Genomic DNA, 18,171 nt, shown 5'->3' with positions numbered 1-18,171 from the left:
TAAACAAACAGGGTCCTAAGACCGAAAAAGGAGTGAAGTTGTATGCATCCTGCTTGGCAAACGATTTTAAAAGAAGAAAAAGAAAAAGAATATTTTCAACAACTTTGGTCGTTCGTTCAATCGGCCTATCAAGAGACAACGGTTTATCCGGAGAAGGATCGGATTTTTCATGCGTTTGATGCGGTCGCACCGTCAGCCGTTCGATGCGTCATTTTAGGACAGGATCCTTATCATGGACCTAATCAAGCGAACGGATTAAGCTTTTCCGTGAACGACGGGGTCAAGATTCCACCGTCGTTACGAAACATGTATAAAGAACTTGTAACCGATTTAGGATGCACGCAACCAACGACTGGAAATCTCGAAAAGTGGTCGGATCAAGGGGTGTTCCTCTTGAATACATCGTTGACGGTCGAAGATGGGAAGGCCGGATCCCATGCTAAAAAGGGCTGGGAGCCCTTTACTGACCGAGTAATCGAAGTACTCAGTGCACAGGAGGAACCGATTGCGTTTATTCTTTGGGGAAATCATGCAAAAAGTAAGAAAGTATTAATTGATACCTCGCGTCATCTGATAGTGGAGTCGGTCCATCCGAGTCCGTTATCGGCGAACCGTGGTTTTTTTGGGAGTCGGCCTTATTCGCGTGTCAATCAGTGGCTTGAAGAACAAGGGCGCCAACCGATTGATTGGTGTATCTCATGAAACGGAAAATATCCTAACCAGGATTAGACGGTTGATAAACGAACAGGGAATTCTGTTTTGGGTAGGAGGTTCACTAAAAAAGCGAATGATTTCCCCCTTTTGAGTGCGGGAAGGCATTCGGCTTTTTTGTAGTTATCACATCGTCATCTGAAAACTCAATCCATCATGAATTGTTCGATGACGAGTGCGATGCCGTCTTCATCGTTTGAAGCCGTCATATACTGAGCGCGCTCTTTGACGGTATCGGCAGCATTTGCCATCGCAACACCGAGGCCTGCCCATTCAATCATCGATAAGTCGTTGTTGCCGTCCCCACAGGCGATGACGTCTGCTTGTTTAATACCAAGGTGACGAGCGAGAAGTTCCAAACTCGTACCTTTCGTCACACCAGCTTCTGTGAACTCAAGGAAGAAGGGTTTAGAACGTGCGACTGCGAGTTGACCCGCAAGTTCGACTTGAAGTTGTTGTTCGACTTCCGCTAAGCGTTGTTCTTCAGCAAGCATCAGACATTTGACGACTGGCTCTGTTACGGAAGCTTTAAAGTTCGGTACCGTGATGACGTCCATCCCCGTCAATTGACCTTCAAGCGTCGTATACTCGTTCGGTGTCTCCGTAAAAATTTCGTGACCGACGTACGTATGGATATAGATGCCTTCACGACGACTTAAATCGTAAAGCCCATGAACCGTTTCCGGGCTGAGTGTACTCGAAAACAGTGATTCGTTTGTCTGACAGTTGATGATGGATGCACCGTTGAAACTAAGGATGAAACTTCCGTAACGTTCAAGTTCAAGTTCCTTCGCTAAATCAGTCATCGCATAAGTAGGTCGTCCGCTCGCGAGGACGACTTTTTTTCCGCGACGTTGTACGTCGAGTAGTGCCTGTTTCGTTTTTTTGGAAATCGTATGGTCGCTCGTCAACAATGTATCATCAAGATCGAGCACAATCATTTCGTAAGCCATTCAGTGTAAGCCCCTTTCAATTATCTGTTCTATCGTATCAAGTTGCCTCCTATTCGACAATATACTCTCCTTAGGAAGAGTATGATACAGTTTGATTAGAGCACGAATGGAAAGGATTCAACCACTATGAGATATGTTGCCATTATTTTATCGACCCTATATTTAGCAGGATGTGGCCTGAGCCTGCCGCACCCTGCGACCTTACTACAGCATCCGGCCCTACCGAAATGGGAGACTGCATTAAAGGAAAAAATTGAGCACGACCTCCCGGAACGAGCAGAAATCATCGCCCCCCGAAACCAGTCGATATCACGGTTATATGAATTGATCGACCTGAATCAGGACGGTCATCAAGAAGCGGTCACCTTTTATCGGACTGAAGTGAACGGAGACTTCCAAATTCATTTATTGGTTCACGAGCGTAAACAAGAGAGTTGGTCATTAAAGGTACGACGACCGATTGCAGAAGGAAAGGCAATCGACCAACTGCATGTTGTGTTGAATCCGATGAAAACGTCTAATCAATTAGTGATTGGTATATCGAACCTTGAGACGAACACGGTTTATCTCTTAAAAAATCTCCTTCAACCAACGGCAGACATTACGAAGGTAGATACATACGATCGAGTCACGATTGCTGACTTAAATCAAGATCAGCAACAAGATATGCTTCTTTTGAAAAAAGGGCGACCGGCAAAAGTGATGTACTACAAGGATGTGTTAAATCCATCTGATCGCCAGGCGATGTCTTTGACGACAAAAGAGGGTGACTTGTTCGCGGATCATGATTTGTTTGAAGTTGATTCGATTGATGTGTCTAAAAAAAGAGGATTGCTCATTTCTTTTACACGTGATGCCGCGATGCATGTGGCGCTGTTTCAACTGGACGAAGGTCGGCTTGTGCAGCATACATTCGGCAATCAAACAGAAATCATCGAACCGATGTATACGTATCCGAAAGACGTCGATAAAGATGGAATCGTAGAGTTTGCACACCAGTACACACCAAAAAACAGCAGTGGTCCGATTGGTGAGGACAAACCGCGTATCACGGCCTATTACACATGGAACGGCTTGGACGTGTCGCCTTTTCTCGAATCGGGATTTGAACTCCGAGAAGAACAATACATCGATTTAGAATACAATTTCGTCATGCGCTTCCCGGCGCGCTGGGCGACGCGAGAGACGATTGATAAAAAAGATAATCGGATCCGCTTCATCAATCAGGAGACGAACGGAATCGATTTCGAAATCGAAGTGATTCCGAAAAATCAGTACATTGCCAGTCCGCAAAAAAAGAAAATCAAAGAAGGCATTGACTACGTTTATGTCGTGAATGTCACAAAATCATATGAAGAGTACGCAGCGAACGTAACGCTCGTCGAATAGAGTCGAAGTAGGAGGAAGCGAACATGACAAAAATATTAGTGGCTGAGGATGAACACGCGATTCGAAGTTTCATCGTCATTAATTTAAAACGGGCAGGGTATGAAGTGAGTGAAGCGGAAAATGGACGAGAAGCGTTAGAACAATTTAAACAAGAGACATTCGATATTATGTTACTCGATATCATGATGCCTGAAGTCGATGGATTTGCTGTATGTGAGCAAGCACGGGCGCAAGATGAAGTCGTCGGGATCATCATGTTGACAGCGCGGACACGTGAGGAAGATAAAGTCATGGGGCTCAGTGTCGGGGCGGACGATTACATCGCGAAGCCGTTTAGCCCGGCCGAATTACTGGCCCGGATTCAATCGTTGTTACGACGCGTCGAAACGTTACGTCGTCGGAAGCAACCACGCGAGCTGATTTCAGGACCATTCCGGATTGATCTTGGCGCGAAACGTGTCCAAAAAGGAGGCGTCGATGTCGAAGTGACGCCGACAGAGTACGATTTACTTTGTCATTTCATTAAAAATGAAGATCAAGTCATGTCACGGGATGAATTGCTTGATGCCGTCTGGGGAGAAAACTATTTCGGCGATCGAAAAACCGTCGATGTCAACATTCGTCGTCTTCGTCAAAAAATTGAAGAAAACCCGGCTGAACCACAGTTTATCGAAACGTTGTGGGGGCATGGCTACAAGTGGCGTAACGAAAAATGAAACGACAGATATTGATGCGGTTCATGACGATTATTACGGTGACCGTTCTGCTCGTCATCGGGATTTTATCGTTTGTGACCTATAACTATTATTATGTGACGGCGACAGACGTCTTGAAGCGGCATGCGAATGCGAGCGCTGTCTTATTCGCAAATAGTGGCTTGGCATATGACTACATGGATTCAGATGCGACGATTCATGACGTCCTCGATTCCTATGCGTATGAAGATGCTGAGATTGAGGTGCTGGATGCGAAGGGCGTCCCCCGCTATTCGTCGACTGGCTTCATCTCAAAACGAAAATTAGTGAACGAAGAGATTACACAACTCCAAGCTGGGGAAACAATAACGAAGCGTTATGATGATGCTGCAACGGATGAACATCTGCTTGAAGTGACAGAACCCGTCGTCTCTTTCGGACAGACGACAGGGGCGTTACGTTATACGACGTCACTCAATCAAATCGATCAACGGGTTATGGAGATTTGTTTAGCAATCCTTTTGCTCGGAATCCTCATTTGGGGGCTCGCCTATATTTATTCTTCCCGACTCGTCTCCTCGATCGTCCGACCGATTCAAGAAGTCATCGGGGCGTCAGATCAAATTGCAAAGCAACATTACGACGTTAAAGTGAATGAGGCCTATACGTTCGAACTGGGAGAACTCGCGCGGACGATCAACTACATGGGACAACAGATCAAGCAACAAGAAACGTTGAAAGATGAATTTATTTCTGGGATATCACATGAGTTACGGACACCGCTGACTTCAATCAAAGGATGGAGTGAAACATTGCTCGCAGAGAAAGAGCGTCTACCGGAAGAAGCCTCGCTCGGTATGGGCATCATCCACTCGGAGACGGAACGACTGATTTCACTCGTTGAACAGTTACTCGACTTTTCGAAGCTTGAGACGAGTCGCCTCGTCTTATACCGTCAGGAAGTCAACTTGACGGAAATCATCGAAGCCGTCACGGCTCAACTGCGTCAAAAGGTCGAAGAAAAAGAAGTCACCATCGTGCGGAAGTTACCAGCACAAGTCATCGGTCTCTACGACGAGAATCGACTGAAACAAGTCTTCTTGAACCTCTTAGATAATGCGATTCGTTTTTCGCCCGTAGGTGGCGAAATTACAATCCGTCTCGTCCGTTCAGAACGTGTGCTCTTTTTATCCTTTAGTGACGAAGGACCAGGAATCCCGAAAGAACATTTACGTCATGTCACAGAGAAATTTTATCAAGTCCAAAAAGGAAAAGGTGGGACCGGGCTGGGTCTATCGATTTGCCGTGAACTCGTTGAAGCACATGAAGGAAAACTATTTATCGATAATCAACCAGAAGGTGGTGCTATCGCGACAATCTTGCTTCCGGTGACGAAAGCATAACAGGGGAGTCGAATGAGAAGCGCTTTCGAAATCGAACTGGTAAAGTAAAATGGGAATAGTATTTATTTTTTTCAAGAAATGAAACGGAGGAATCAGACATGGCACTTGGCGTCTCAAATGGAGCATTAAGTCTGCTAAATGGAAAACCGAACGCAGTATCGACACAAACGGATCAACAAGCGTTAAAGATGGACCCATTACCGTTCAAAGGTACGATGAAAGATTCGAAATTCCAAGTCATGCGGATTTTGCAAAGTCTCGATCGAGTTAAAATCGTGAAAGAAACACCAGACTATATCCATGCTGTCTTCTCGAGTAAGTTTTTCCACTTTAAGGATGATGTCGAATTTTATTTTGATCAGTCGACTCATCTTGTTCATTTCCGGTCTGCCTCACGCGTCGGTTACTCCGACTGGGGCGTCAATCGAAAGCGGATGGAAGATATCGTTAACCGTTATCAGAAGGAGGAGTCACAATGAAAAGTTATCAACTCGTTGTTATCGGTGGTGGAGCAGCAGGCATGACTATTGCAGCTGGTGCTGCAAGTCTTGGTGCGCACGTCGCTTTGATTGAACGTCATACGCATCTCGGTGGAGATTGTTTACACTACGGGTGTGTCCCGTCAAAAGCGTTGATTGAAGCAGCACACGATGTCTATGTCATGAAGCAGACTGCTGAAAAATATAATGTCACATTAAATGGTGACGCGGTCTACTCGAAAACGAAAGCGAGCGTCGACCGGGCACGAAACATCATTCAATCACATGACGGAACAAAACGGTTCGAAGACTTAGGCGTAGATGTCTATATCGGTGAAGCGAGTTTCCTCAGTGCAAACGAAGTCGAGGTAGCAGGACAACTTGTTGTCGGGGAAAAATTTGCAATCTCGACAGGCTCGCAACCAATCATTCCGCCAATCGATGGTCTTGATACGGTTCCGTATTTGACGAACGAAACGATTTTTGAACAGACGGAGCGTCCAGAACGTCTGCTCGTCATCGGGGGCGGCGCAATCGGGATGGAGCTGTCGCAAGCCTACGCGCATCTTGGAACAGAAGTGACGGTCATTGAAGGTGCAAAATCACTGATGCCGAAAGAAGATAAAGGCATGGTTGAAGTCTTGCAACGCCAAATTGAGCAAGAGCTTGTGTTGCATCTGAACACGACGGTGACGCAAGTTCGAAAAGCGTCAGGTGGGATTGAAGTCACGGTCGAAACGGATGGAGAATCACGTGTCATCGAAACGGATGCCGTACTCGTCGCTGTCGGACGTAAACCGCGGATTGAAGCCTTACGCCTCGATCGCGCCGGTGTTGATGTGCAAAAAGGGTACGTGCAAGTCGACGCATCACTTCGGACGAGTCAACGGCACATCTTTGCTGTCGGTGATACGATTCAATCGTTACCATTCACACACGTCGCGGGTCTTGAAGGTAAGACGGTCGTTACGAACGCCTTGTTCGGTTTACGGACGAAGCCCGATTACCGTGCCGTCCCGTGGGTCACATTCACGACGCCTGAGCTGTTCCATCTTGGATTGACCGAAGAAGAAGCACGCGAAAAATATGACGAAATCAAGGTTTATCAAACAGGCCTCGATGAAGTCGATCGTTTCGTCATCAATGGTCGGACAGAAGGTCGCGTCAAATTGATTGCGAACAAACGTGGTAAACTAATTGGTGCTCATGCGATTGGGGAGCAAGCTGGCGAGTGGATGCAAGAAGTCGTTTATGCGATGGCTCGTAAAGATAAAGTCGGTCAATTGTCACGTGTCGTCCACCCGTATCCGATTCGTGGTGCGGCTGTGCAACGTGCGGCTGATCTTTACTGGCGTGAGCGTCTCTTTGATGGTCCATTGCCGAAATGGTTGAAACGATACTTTGACTGGAAACAAGGAGAATGATTCATGCAAGAACCTGCTAAACGGCGTAATTTTGTGCCGGTCGTCATTATTTTGACGCTCGTCATCAACTTACTTGTCGCCTTACTTTTTTTCGCGCCACCGCTTCAGGTGAGTGATGGCTTTGATTGGACGTTGTTACCGTTTTTCAATGCGATTTTTAACAGTTTTACGTTCATGCTCCTACTTGGAGCATGGATTTCGATTCGTCGTGGAAACCGGATCAATCACCGTCGTTTCATCGGTGGTGCCATGACGACGACGACACTCTTTTTAGTTTCTTACGTGACGTATCACGCCGTGAGTGAGTCGACGAAGTTTGGCGGCGAAGGATTCGTTCGCCCGGTCTATTTCTTTATTTTGATTTCGCATATCATTTTGGCAGCGGTTATCGTGCCGCTCGTCTTGATGTCGCTCGCACATGCGCTCAATCAAAATTTCGAGAAACATAAAAAATGGACACGTTTTACGATGCCGCTCTGGCTGTATGTCAGTCTGACGGGTGTCATCGTCTACATCATGATTCGTCCATATTACTAAAAATGAATGTTCGAGTTAAGTGGGTCTTCACGCAGCTTGTCTGTGTTTGGGACTCACTTTTTTTGTTCCTCACTTAGTGCAATGTGAATTGCTTCTTTGAAGACAAGGCGAGAAAATTGACATTATTCCTGCAGCATGTTCACGCTTCATAAAAAGGTTTTTACAGTCTAAAGGGATTGCGCATCGATGTTAGATGGCAATCCCTTCGTGTATATCTTCATCTTCGAAATTAGTTGTTTCTTACGGTTTGACCGTTGTTTCATCTAGCAAATTCGCTGCTTTGATATCAAGTAACGGACGGACGAGGACTTCGACGCGCCGATTTTGACTCCGTCCACTTTCTGTTTGATTCGAAGCGATGGGTTGGTATTCGCCGTATCCGGTGACGGTGAACCGTTTTGGTTCTAACTTTGGATTTTTTTGCAACGCACGCATGAAACTGATGGCGCGTTCCGTACTGAGTTCCCAGTTCGACGGGTATTGTGCCGTACGAATGGGGATGTTATCTGTATGACCAGACACTTGAATTTGACGTTGTCCAGATTTGACGAGTAAGTTACTCATCCCTTGAGCAATTTGGATGGCTTCGCCTTTGACTTCAGCTTGCGCAGGAGAAAATAGAGCGCGATCTCGAATCGTGAAGACGAGACCTTCATTCGTGATTTCGACTTTAATATCTTTTTCGAGCTTTTCTTTTTTGATATAGTCGGACGCTTGGGCTTTAATTTTTTCGAGCTCTGAGATTTCAAAACTTTGTGCTTTCGTCCGAGCATCCGTCTTTTTTTCGTCCTCTTCTTCTTGTGAAGTCGCGAGCGAGCTATTGGTAATCATGCCGGAGCCACCGTTGAAGACGGAACTGAATGATTGAGACATCGCTTTTAGTTTGACGGCATCGACGTTACTCGAAGCAAAAAGGACGATGAAAAGCGCAAGTAACAGAGTCAAAAGATCGGCATACGGAATCAGCCAACCTTCCGAGATGTGTTCATCATGCGGCTTCTTTTTCCGCTTCATAAGTTTCACGCTCCTTCGGCGTCAGATACACGAGTAGCTTATCCTCCAAGTTTTTTGGAGATTCCCCGTTTTGAATCGAAAGAATTCCTTCAATGATCATTTCATAGAGTTGAATTTCATTTGCTGATTTTTGTTTGAGTTTCGTCGCGAATGGAAACCATAAAACATAGCCGGTGAAAATCCCGAATAATGTGGCGATGAAGGCACCCGAGATTGCGTGTCCGAGCTTCTCGATATCCGACAGATCGGATAGGGCGGCGACTAGACCGATGACGGCCCCTAAAACACCGAGGGTCGGAGCATATGTACCAGCTTGTGTGAAAATGTTCGCGTTCGCATGATGGCGTTCTGTCATGTTTTCGAGGTCGCGTGTCATGACATCTTCCACATATTCAGAAGGTTGACCATCGATGACCATCATGACACCACGTTTCATGAACGCGTTGTCGACTTCTTCAATCGCTGTTTCGAGCGATAAGAGACCTTCTTTACGCGCTTGCGTCGATAGTGTCAAAAATTGAAGCATGAGATTTTGTTTGGTCATTAAATTTTGTTCGAAGAAGATGACTTTGAACAGGGCTGGAATCAATTTGAGCCGTTCCTTCGGGAAGGAAATCATGATGGCTGCTGCTGTACCTGCGAAGATGATGACGAGTGCCGCAGGGTTCAGTAAGGCGATTGGAGGAGCACCTTTTAGAATCATTCCTCCGACGAGTGTGATGAGTCCAAGAATAATACCGATTATCGACACGATATCCATTGTTAATTGTGCCACCTTTCCACATGTTGTTAGGGTCGTGAACGAAAAAATAAAAAGAGCAGAAGAGGCATCTTCTGCTCGGAAATCCAAAAACCGAGAATTAAGCGCCGTTTTCGTCGATTAGCAATTGAATGCTTTCGTTTCGTTCGTCACGCTCTATATCGGTTAATACGTCGTATTTTTTTAATACATTATACAATTCATTTAGAATCGGTTGTTCCAGATGTAACGATAATAATTCCTCGAACTGATAATATAACTGTGCGGGCATCCATTGTGATTGTCGTTCTAGCCTTCGCGAGACATCCTCAATCGAATGGTCAGCCGTCCTAGGGTCCACTGTTTCCCTCAACCTCCTTTAAAGTTAACACGTCTGCTTTTATCTATTTTACCAAAAAAAAACGAAAACGTTTAGTTGATTGCAAATTTCGATAGAACTAATGTTTTCGAGAGAGTATGATAAATGCAATTGAGTAATCTCATCTAGGAGGAGTCAACGCATGTTTTCGCATAAAAGACATACACGTTTAGCGAAATTTGGAGATTTTGGAGAACGAACGTATCATCAATTATTTGATAAACCAGCCCGTTTCATCGCGACTGGATTCACATTGACGATTTTGCTCGGAGGATTATTGTTGTGGATCCCCTGGTTTCAACAAAGCGATAGCCACGTTGCATTAATTGATTGTCTGTTCGTCGCGACATCGGCTGCGACGGTGACGGGGCTTTCGCCGATTAACATTGCAGAGTCCTATAATTTGTGGGGGCAACTGATTTTAATGATTTTAATTCAAATCGGTGGTCTCGGATTCATGACGATTGCACTTGTTCTACTTAGTGTCACAGGTCGAAAAATCGGGATTCGTCAGCGGATCATCATTCAAGAGATGTTCAACTTAGATAGTCCGGGAGGAACGATTCGACTCGTCCGGAACATTCTCTTGACGACCGTCATCCTGGAGTTGATTGGGATGATCTTACTTGCTCTCGATCTGTTCATTCAATACAAATATACGCTCTCAAAATCACTGTATTATGGTCTGTTTCATGCGGTCTCCGCCTTTAATAATGCCGGTTTTGCGTTATGGGGAGACAGTTTGACGTCCTTCCAACAAGATACGACATTCATTTTTACGATTTCTGCTCTATTGATGATTGGGGGATTGGGCTTCACGGTCATCGCTGATGTTTCGGCTAACCGCAGCTTCAAGAAAATTTCATTACACTCGAAATTAATGATTTTATCATTACTCGTCATCAACGGTATCGGGACGGTCGCGATGATGGTGTATGAGTGGGTCTCACATCTCGGTTCCCTTCAAAATTATTCGTTCTTTCAAGCACTACATATCGTTTTCTTCCAAGTCGTGACGACCCGGACGGCAGGGTTCCAGACGATTGATTTGACGACGATGGTGCCACTTTCGATCGGTTTGATGATGGTTTTGATGTATATCGGAGCGGGATCGGCGTCGACGGGATCAGGCATTAAAGTCACGACAGCAGCCGTCATCTTAAAGAACGTCTGGACGTATCTACGGGGACAACGAGAAACGGTCCTGATGCGTCGGACCGTCCAGGCGCAGGCCGTATCAAAAGCTTATGCGATTGCTATTTTCAGCATTTTATTCATCGGTGTCATCACAACGCTCTTGGCACTGTCGCAACCGAATATCTCGTTTACAGGGCTCTTCTTCGAAACGGTTTCCGCATTCGGGACGGTCGGACTTTCGTTAAATGTGACATCAGAGTTGAATGATTTTGGAAAAGGACTAATCATGTTCATGATGTTGCTTGGACGTGTCGGTTCCTTGACGATTCTCTTCACGGTCGCGACGCAACACAATCGCTTGATTCGTTATCCGAAAGAAAATATGCTGATTGGTTGATTGGCTGTCAGTAGCAGATGTCTCCTAAAAAGTGCCTCACCGTTCGATAACGCATCGAATGGCGAGGCACTTTTCTTACATAAATGATAATCGATCTGAGATTGGGGCAATGGTCACCCGAGTATCCTTCATTCGATCATCACGCTGGATTGTATTATCTTCTTCGATTTTCCATTTCGAACCGTGGTATACATTTAATGCTGTAGCGATTTCAAAGAAGGAATGGGTCGAATTTCCATTGGCAAGATAAAGGCCAGGTGTTTGAGTCGTCAAGATTGTATAGAGCGTTTGCGCCGTATCTTCTAAAAAAGAGCAAGCGGGATACCAGTTTTTACTTGCCGGAATGGGACCCGTTGAGGCATGTCGTTCTAAATAATCAATCATATTATTTGATCCGGCAACCTGACCGATTTGCCAGCCGATCCGGACGATGTAGGCGTCAGGATTGACTGCTTGGATAAGTCGTTCGCATGTTCGTTTATAAAAACCGTAGTCATCGTCTGCTTCCGGAAGTACAGATGGATCATGCGGTCCCTGTTGATGATTTGCGTAGACAGAAGCCGTGCTCGTAAAGAGAAAGGGAATGTTACGCTCAAAAGATAGCCGTGCCAATGATTCTGCAAATTCAGCAGAACCCATTCCGATGTGTAAGAGTAGATCAGGTTGGACCTGATCAATAAAAGCTTCCATGATTGCGGGATCAGTCGTCGAGACAACCGATCGATCCCAAGCTGTAACTTCATACTGATGCATGCGTAAGACGTCTGCAAGTACAGGTGCGACTGTATCATTCATACCGGTAACAAGAGAATTCATTGTGTTTTCTCCATTTCGGGATGTTGAATTTTATAGTAATCGACAAGTCGTGGAAGAAACTCAGCAAGATCAGGACACACAATACCAGTTCCGTCTAAATCACGAAGTGTGTTCGTCGTATCGTAGTGAACAGGGTGAACAAAGTAATCAAGCGTCTGCCGCTGCATCTGTAAGCGCGTAGCGATACGCGGGGTCAACAGGGACGTCACGAGGCGAAACGGGACGACACCTCGTGGAGAAGCACCATAGTAGGTATCATGTAACAGCTCATAAATCGTCCGTGCGCCGTGTGGGAATGGATCCGTCAGGTGATACGTTTGACGGACGCCGCTTGGTACATGGCTTAAATAGGTCGTCGCAGCGATGACATAATCATACGGAACGAGATTGACGAGTGCATTGACTCTACCTGCATAAGGAAGGGGGGCGAATTGCTTGAGCAGGCGCAGGGCGTTCAAGACGAAATAAACCCCATCCCACTTTGGTGTCTCCCCTGTCTCGGAGTGACCGACGACGATACCTGGACGAATGATCGTGTAAGGAAGTGAACCGACTTCTTCATGAAAGCGAACTTCTGCCAGGTACTTCGTTTCTTCGTACGCATTTTTGAATGATGCGGCATGTTTGAGGTTTTGTTCAAGAACCGTCCCGGTCCGGAGCCCGGAGACATAGGCGGTGCTGAAGTAGATGTAGCGTTCAAGATAATGCAACGTATGAGCAAACTGCGTCACGTTCGATGTTCCGATGACGTTAATTCGAAAAGCGATATCAAATGTCGTCGCCAAGTCATACAGTGCTGCCAGGTGAAAGAGATGCGTCACTTCAGTCGACAGTCGTTGCTTCGTCTCTGTGTTCAATCCTAATCCGGGTGTTGTGATATCACCTTCTAATAAAACGAGTTGTGCTTCTTCAAGACGCGTGTGTTCGAGTAACGATTCCTTTTTTGCTAAGGCACTTGTTCGTTCGCTCGGTAGATGAAGCAAATAAAACCGGTCAATTTGTTCCGGCACAAGAGCGAGACGTTCAATTAATTTGGTAGCAAGGAATCCGGGGAATCCTGTCATGAAATAAGTCCGTTTCATTTTGCATAATCCTTTCTTGAATCTAAATCGAGTACAACCGTGAAAGTCGACCCTTGATGGAGCTCCGACTCGACGGAAATCGCCCCACCATGTGATTCGATGATTTCTTTACAGATCGCAAGACCGAGGCCGGTTCCGCCAATCTTACGGACGGCTGAATTATCGACACGGTAAAATTTCGTGAAAAGCTTATCGAATGCATTTTGAGGAATTCCGAGACCGTGATCAGTCACAGTAATGATGGCTTGCTCGCCTTGTGTGTGTAGACTGACCGTTACGTGGTCGGCGGATGGTGAATATTTGATTGCATTCGAGAGTAAGTTCAAAACGACTTGTTTAATTTTATTTTCATCAGCGACGATCATGACAGGATCTTCCTTTACATCAAGCACGATGCGATGGGTTTCGGCCGTTTCACCAAAAGCGTCCGTTGTATCGAGGAGCAGTTGACGTAAAGAGAATGATTTAAAATCGTACGGTTGTTTGCCGCCTTCCATCCGTTGAATATCTAAAAATTCATTGAGGAGCGTCGTTAACCGCTTGGCTTCTTCATGCATGATTTCGACATAGCGTTGTATTTTTTCAGGTGTGAGCTTACGATAGCGCAACAACTCCAAATAACCGAGAATCGATGAGAGGGGTGTTCGGAGCTCATGCGATACGGTACTGATGAGTTCATCTTTGACCTGGTCCATTTTTTGCTCTTCTGTCCGGTCGCGGAAGACGAACAAAAAACCATGACGGGAGATGCGACTACGTTCCTTCTTAATTGAAGTCGCATAAAACTCGAAGTAAAGATGATTGGATTCATTCGGACGTTGTAGTGTAAACCGAAATGACAGTTCAGAATGCTTGCCGGCAAGGAGTTCTTCGACTTGTTGTAGCATCTCATAGCGGGTCGCGAGATCGAGATTCGGAATCATACTGATCCGCTCTTGAATCTTGCTTGGTGCAATCCCTGGAACATCGAGCAGTTTTCGGGCTTTGACGTTCATGAAGATGAAGCTGCCATCTTCTTCTGTCAGTAAAAACCCTTCGTTTGAAGCTTGCAGAATCGATTGGGTGATATCGCGTTGACGCATGATGGCATTTTTTTCACGTTCCAACATGCTCTCGATTTTTTTACGCTCACTGATATCCCGAATGACGGCGACACGCATCCGTGTTTTTTCGTACATGATTTCGCGCGGGAAAATTTCAATTTCGACAGGTGTCCCGTCTGCCCGTTGTCCGATGACCTCGTACGGATCATTACGGTGGAGTTCGATACGCCGGCTGACCTCTTCATGAAAGTCAGGATGGATGAAATCCAGGGCATTGCGTCCCTTGATTTGTTCAAGTTTTGTACGGAAAATCACTTCAGCTGCTCGGTTCGCGTCGAGAATGGTACCACGGTCGTGGAAGATGACCGCTTCGACGATTGATTCGGAAAACAGACGGAAACGACGTTCACTTTTCGTCAGGTGTGACTCAATTTGTTTTTGGGCACTCATATCAACGATGAACAAGAAAAATTGTCCGTCTGCTAGACGGGTCATATACAATCGACCATAGAAGGTCGAGCCGTCTTTACGGTGATACACCCATTCGTTTTCCGCATCACGCCCGTGCAACAATAAGACATCGGCTGGAGATAAGTCTTTTAAATTCAACTGCTCCAAGTGTCGCTTCCGCTCATCAAACTCTGCGTGATCGTGTAAGTCATCAGGACATCTTCCGATCAGCTCGTGTTCTTCGTAACCGAACAAGGTACCTGCTGTTTCATTAAACGCGGTAATATGGAAGTCTGCGTCTGTGACGAGTAGGGCAGCATCTAATGTCGATTCGAGCAAGCGGTCGATCGCGAGCGATTTAACGGAAACGACGAAAAGGGAAGTCTGCGCAATCGGTGAGACGATGAGTTCGTAAGGGATTACCCGGAAGTGGACCGAATCAGATAATGGAAGAGACTGTTCGTCGAGTGAGAAAAGTGAAAACAGTGACTTGTCATTGGAGTCGGTAGGGAATTGGGCGTGAAAGGTATCATTCACAAAGTTAATTCGGCCCATCCGATCCACTAAAGCGAGCGGTTCTGAGACGGCACGTAAGGTCGCACGGATAAGTGCTTCTGCGGATGTGGATGAGTGTTCAGTCATAAGCGACCTCCTTTCAAAAAATAAAGTCCGGTGCATGATGATTATTAAAAAACGTAATCTTCTCTCAACACTTATTCTCCATCTGCGTTGTTCGTTCCTTTCGAGGAAGCGAACCGAAAGAGAATTTAGTATATTAATTTTAAAGAAACCGATTGAATTCGAGTCAACTCAGAGTGAAGGAGAATCAAGTCATGCAAATACGTACGAAACGCAGAATAATCGCACTACTGTTCGCGGTGCTCGGAGTCGCCGGAACTTATTTTTTTTCGAGTTCCTGGGAACTTTTAATTGTCGGAATCAGTATAGTAGGATGTATCGTTTTTTTATTACTTTCCTTCTTTACCCCTTCACTTGCGAATCGAATTGATCGCATGGAAGGCAGGGAGTTTGAAGAGTGGCTCGTCGAACTATTTGAAGGTGCCGGCTATCGCGTTGAACTGACGCCGGCCTCAAGAGATTTTGGGGCGGATTTATTGATTGAAGACGCACAAGGGTATAGAATAGCGATTCAAGCAAAACGTTATGGTGGACCGGTTGGATTAGAGGCGGTTCAACAAGTCGCCGCGGCAGTACCTTTTTACGACATGGATGAAGGATGGGTCGTGACGAATTCGACGTATACGGACGCCGCATGTCGCTTGGCAGAACCGAATCGGGTGCGCTTGATTGATCGAGAAGAATTGCTTGAGTTTGCACGAGAAATTGGCTTTCGCTGATGTTGTCGAATGATTGTCGACAAAAGGGGGTTGTCAATTTGTTCAAACGGTGCAATAATCATTTTCGTTAACGAAATATCATAGAGATAAAGAAAGTTAAACTATTCAGGATGTCTAAATATACTGGGGACGAAATACCAGCACTTTTTAGCAGTGAGAGGAGAATTTCTGTTGCGCAAAGTTGTCTATGTGCAGGGTTGCGTTTTTTCGCAAGGTCATGCCGCGATTTATGATGAAGCACACCAAATGATTGGTGCGGTTCAACACGACGAGACAGGTCGTGTTCAAGTAATGAATGGTGAAGGTAGAGGGGTAGCGTTTGGAAAGTTCATCCCGACATGTAAGAAATGGGTCGTGATGAACCATGATGGTCAAGAGGTAGGTCAAATGCGTGAGAAGTTTTCACTCTTCTCGAAGAAATGTGAATATAACGTGTACGAACGAGGCACGTATGTCATTTCCTTCGACCTGACAAAAGGGAAATTCTCAGTCCGAAGTGCGGCAGGCGAAGTCGTCGCAGAATTGCTGCAAGACGGCGATGAATATCGTCTCGTAAAAGATGCTGACAAACTCTCAATGTATGAACTGCTGTCCGTCTTAAAAAGCTTGACGAACTCCGTCAACTATAAACCACTTACAGCTGTATAAAAAAAGATGTCCTTCAGTTTATTCTGGAGGGCATCTTTTTACTTCAAGATTGTAAAACTTGCTGGAGGCGCTGTTTTGCTTCGTGCGTCAGGTGCGAAATACGACGGGCGTACAGACAGAGCTGTAAGACGTGGACCGTCTCAGGTCGATAGGCATGGATACGCTCTAAAGAGCGTCTCAGACGCTTCTCCGTCAGTTCGATTGGTCCACTCGTCTCTGCATGCTGTGTATAGACGAGATAAAAGTCGAGCGGACTGATTAAATCATCTTCATCGATATTGGGGTTCTTAAAAACGATCGTCAATAATTCACGTGTTTCTTCTAAAGAAAAGAGATGCTTTAAGTCATCAAGTAAGTAGATGATGGCTGCCTGATTGATCGAGTATTTTTTCCCGCGATGCGGAACACCGATGATGTCCCGTACTTCACGCTTCGTCCAGTTTTGAATCGTCGTCGCAGACATATGTTCTCCAATTAAGGCATTCGCGAGATGGACGATTTCGTTAATCGATAAACCATTTTTCGTCGCATCAAATTGTTTGAGGCGATGGATGACTTTCGGAAGATCCGATTCATCCTCGGAAACGAGTGTGCCGATCCCTTTTCCTTCTTTCAAATGTGATAGGCAGTTAGATAACGTTTGCACGGCTTGAGCATCATACATTCAGAATACTTCCTCTCTAGGACGTCATTTGACCCTATGTTATCAAATGAAGGTTCGAAAGAGCAAACGGCAATCAGACAAAGTACAATAGAATGGAGCAAAAGAAGGAGGATTCATATGGAATGGGTTGCTGCTGTTGGAACAATCGTCATCATTGGACTCATCTTGTTCTTATTGGAAGCGATTGGTCGACGCGTGGGAGCAGAGCCGGAAACGGTTCGGAAATGGATTCATATCGCAGTCGGGCATTGGGTCTTTCTGGCGCTTGCCTGGATCGATCATTGGTATGTCGCAATCGTCCCGTTATTATTTTTCACGGTCGTTAATCTGCTGACCTTAAAACGCGGGACGGGTCAAATGAATCAAGTGGAACGCATATCTTACGGGACGGTCTACTACCCGATTTCTTTACTGATTCTAGTCGGACTCTTTTTTGAACGAGAACCAATGGCACTCGTCGCCGGCAGCATGGTGCTCGCGTGGGGCGACGGAATGGCTGCTTTAGTAGGTCGACGCTACGGAAAGACGTTCTATACACGTGGGGCGATTAAACGATCATTTGAAGGAAGCATCGCGATGTTTTTATTCTCGTTCCTCGTCCTGACTTCCACATTTCTTATATATGCATTACCGGCTTGGATTGCAATCAGTTACGGTTTTTTGCTTGCGAATATTGCTGCTTTGATTGAAGCCGTGTCCTATCGCGATTTAGATAATGTTTTCATCCCGCTTTCAATCGGTGCACTCGTTGCGTTTGCGCTTTAATAAATGTTGCTACTTGCTTCACCGGTAAGACGTCGCGCGATTCAGGTAAAAACAAAAAAGCAGCGGATTTCTTCTATAAAGAAGAAAC

Annotated in this window: 19 protein-coding genes; 11 read left to right on the top strand and 8 right to left on the bottom strand. The window is 45.7% G+C overall.

What is annotated here, in order from left to right; genetic code table 11:
- Window positions 1-42: 42 nt before the first annotated feature.
- Window positions 43-702, top strand: a complete 660-nt coding sequence (locus A0126_RS14115; protein ID WP_088838167.1) for a uracil-DNA glycosylase — start codon at window positions 43-45, stop codon at window positions 700-702.
- 155 nt (window positions 703-857) lie between these two features.
- Here the strand turns inward: A0126_RS14115 and A0126_RS14110 are convergent, their stop codons facing one another.
- Window positions 858-1,664 carry a Cof-type HAD-IIB family hydrolase gene (locus A0126_RS14110; RefSeq protein ID WP_088838166.1) on the bottom strand — a complete coding sequence of 269 codons (807 nt, stop codon included), beginning with the start codon at window positions 1,662-1,664 and terminating at the stop codon, window positions 858-860.
- A 126-nt stretch (window positions 1,665-1,790) separates the two neighbouring features.
- Here A0126_RS14110 and A0126_RS14105 point away from each other — a divergent pair, with 126 nt between their 5' ends.
- The 6 genes from A0126_RS14105 to A0126_RS14080 all read left to right on the top strand — a co-directional run bounded on the left by A0126_RS14105 (window position 1,791) and on the right by A0126_RS14080 (window position 7,591).
- Complete coding sequence (locus A0126_RS14105; RefSeq protein ID WP_088838165.1) at window positions 1,791-3,053, top strand: hypothetical protein; 1,263 nt, start codon at window positions 1,791-1,793, stop codon at window positions 3,051-3,053.
- Window positions 3,054-3,076: 23 nt separating this feature from the next.
- The gene (locus A0126_RS14100; protein ID WP_088838164.1) at window positions 3,077-3,769 is read left to right on the top strand and encodes a response regulator transcription factor; all 693 of its coding nucleotides are present in this window, start codon (window positions 3,077-3,079) and stop codon (window positions 3,767-3,769) included.
- The gene (locus A0126_RS14095; RefSeq protein WP_088838163.1) at window positions 3,766-5,151 is read left to right on the top strand and encodes a sensor histidine kinase; all 1,386 of its coding nucleotides are present in this window, start codon (window positions 3,766-3,768) and stop codon (window positions 5,149-5,151) included. Before A0126_RS14100 ends, A0126_RS14095 begins: the two co-directional genes overlap by 4 nt.
- A gap of 98 nt (window positions 5,152-5,249) precedes the next feature.
- The gene (locus A0126_RS14090; protein ID WP_088838162.1) at window positions 5,250-5,630 is read left to right on the top strand and encodes a DUF1499 domain-containing protein; all 381 of its coding nucleotides are present in this window, start codon (window positions 5,250-5,252) and stop codon (window positions 5,628-5,630) included.
- Window positions 5,627-7,054: a dihydrolipoyl dehydrogenase family protein gene (locus tag A0126_RS14085; RefSeq protein WP_029332004.1), complete on the top strand. Its 1,428-nt coding sequence runs from the start codon at window positions 5,627-5,629 to the stop codon at window positions 7,052-7,054. The genes A0126_RS14090 and A0126_RS14085 overlap by 4 nt, the downstream gene beginning before the upstream one ends.
- A gap of 3 nt (window positions 7,055-7,057) precedes the next feature.
- The gene (locus A0126_RS14080; RefSeq protein WP_088838161.1) at window positions 7,058-7,591 is read left to right on the top strand and encodes a DUF420 domain-containing protein; all 534 of its coding nucleotides are present in this window, start codon (window positions 7,058-7,060) and stop codon (window positions 7,589-7,591) included.
- A gap of 240 nt (window positions 7,592-7,831) precedes the next feature.
- Here the strand turns inward: A0126_RS14080 and motB are convergent, their stop codons facing one another.
- From motB to A0126_RS14065, 3 genes are all read right to left on the bottom strand, one after another.
- Entirely contained in the window at window positions 7,832-8,605 is a 774-nt protein-coding gene (motB, locus tag A0126_RS14075; RefSeq protein WP_088838160.1) for a flagellar motor protein MotB, read from the bottom strand.
- Window positions 8,580-9,365: a flagellar motor stator protein MotA gene (gene motA / locus A0126_RS14070; RefSeq protein WP_088838159.1), complete on the bottom strand. Its 786-nt coding sequence runs from the start codon at window positions 9,363-9,365 to the stop codon at window positions 8,580-8,582. The genes motB and motA overlap by 26 nt, the downstream gene beginning before the upstream one ends.
- Before the next feature lie 100 nt (window positions 9,366-9,465).
- The gene (locus A0126_RS14065; protein WP_029331998.1) at window positions 9,466-9,705 is read right to left on the bottom strand and encodes a hypothetical protein; all 240 of its coding nucleotides are present in this window, start codon (window positions 9,703-9,705) and stop codon (window positions 9,466-9,468) included.
- A gap of 160 nt (window positions 9,706-9,865) precedes the next feature.
- Between A0126_RS14065 and A0126_RS14060 the strand changes: the two genes are divergently transcribed.
- A complete protein-coding gene (locus tag A0126_RS14060) occupies window positions 9,866-11,257 on the top strand; it encodes a TrkH family potassium uptake protein (protein WP_088838158.1) in 1,392 nt (463 codons plus the stop codon).
- Between the two features lie 75 nt (window positions 11,258-11,332).
- On the opposite strand, the gene A0126_RS14055 is transcribed toward A0126_RS14060, so the two are convergent.
- From A0126_RS14055 to A0126_RS14045, 3 genes are read right to left on the bottom strand one after another with little or no spacing between them, the layout of a single operon-like run.
- Window positions 11,333-12,073 (bottom strand): sugar nucleotide-binding protein, encoded by a 741-nt coding sequence (locus A0126_RS14055; RefSeq protein ID WP_088838157.1) that lies wholly within the window; start codon window positions 12,071-12,073, stop codon window positions 11,333-11,335.
- Window positions 12,070-13,155, bottom strand: a complete 1,086-nt coding sequence (locus A0126_RS14050; RefSeq protein ID WP_088838156.1) for an SDR family oxidoreductase — start codon at window positions 13,153-13,155, stop codon at window positions 12,070-12,072. The genes A0126_RS14055 and A0126_RS14050 overlap by 4 nt, the downstream gene beginning before the upstream one ends.
- On the bottom strand, window positions 13,152-15,290 hold the full coding sequence (locus A0126_RS14045; RefSeq protein ID WP_088838154.1) for a PAS domain-containing sensor histidine kinase: 2,139 nt from the start codon (window positions 15,288-15,290) through the stop codon (window positions 13,152-13,154). The genes A0126_RS14050 and A0126_RS14045 overlap by 4 nt, the downstream gene beginning before the upstream one ends.
- A gap of 191 nt (window positions 15,291-15,481) precedes the next feature.
- Here A0126_RS14045 and A0126_RS14040 point away from each other — a divergent pair, with 191 nt between their 5' ends.
- Entirely contained in the window at window positions 15,482-16,006 is a 525-nt protein-coding gene (locus A0126_RS14040) for a restriction endonuclease (RefSeq protein ID WP_088838153.1), read from the top strand.
- A gap of 171 nt (window positions 16,007-16,177) precedes the next feature.
- The gene (locus tag A0126_RS14035; protein ID WP_088838151.1) at window positions 16,178-16,654 is read left to right on the top strand and encodes an LURP-one-related family protein; all 477 of its coding nucleotides are present in this window, start codon (window positions 16,178-16,180) and stop codon (window positions 16,652-16,654) included.
- Between the two features lie 43 nt (window positions 16,655-16,697).
- Here A0126_RS14035 and A0126_RS14030 read toward each other — a convergent pair whose 3' ends face one another.
- The gene (locus tag A0126_RS14030; protein ID WP_088838149.1) at window positions 16,698-17,318 is read right to left on the bottom strand and encodes a DUF1836 domain-containing protein; all 621 of its coding nucleotides are present in this window, start codon (window positions 17,316-17,318) and stop codon (window positions 16,698-16,700) included.
- Window positions 17,319-17,435: 117 nt separating this feature from the next.
- On the opposite strand from A0126_RS14030, the gene A0126_RS14025 reads away from it, so the two are divergent.
- On the top strand, window positions 17,436-18,083 hold the full coding sequence (locus tag A0126_RS14025; protein ID WP_088838148.1) for a diacylglycerol/polyprenol kinase family protein: 648 nt from the start codon (window positions 17,436-17,438) through the stop codon (window positions 18,081-18,083).
- Window positions 18,084-18,171 lie beyond the last annotated feature (88 nt).

This window comes from Exiguobacterium sp. N4-1P, from assembly GCF_002214325.1.
This window is presented reverse-complemented; position numbering and strand designations above follow the sequence as displayed.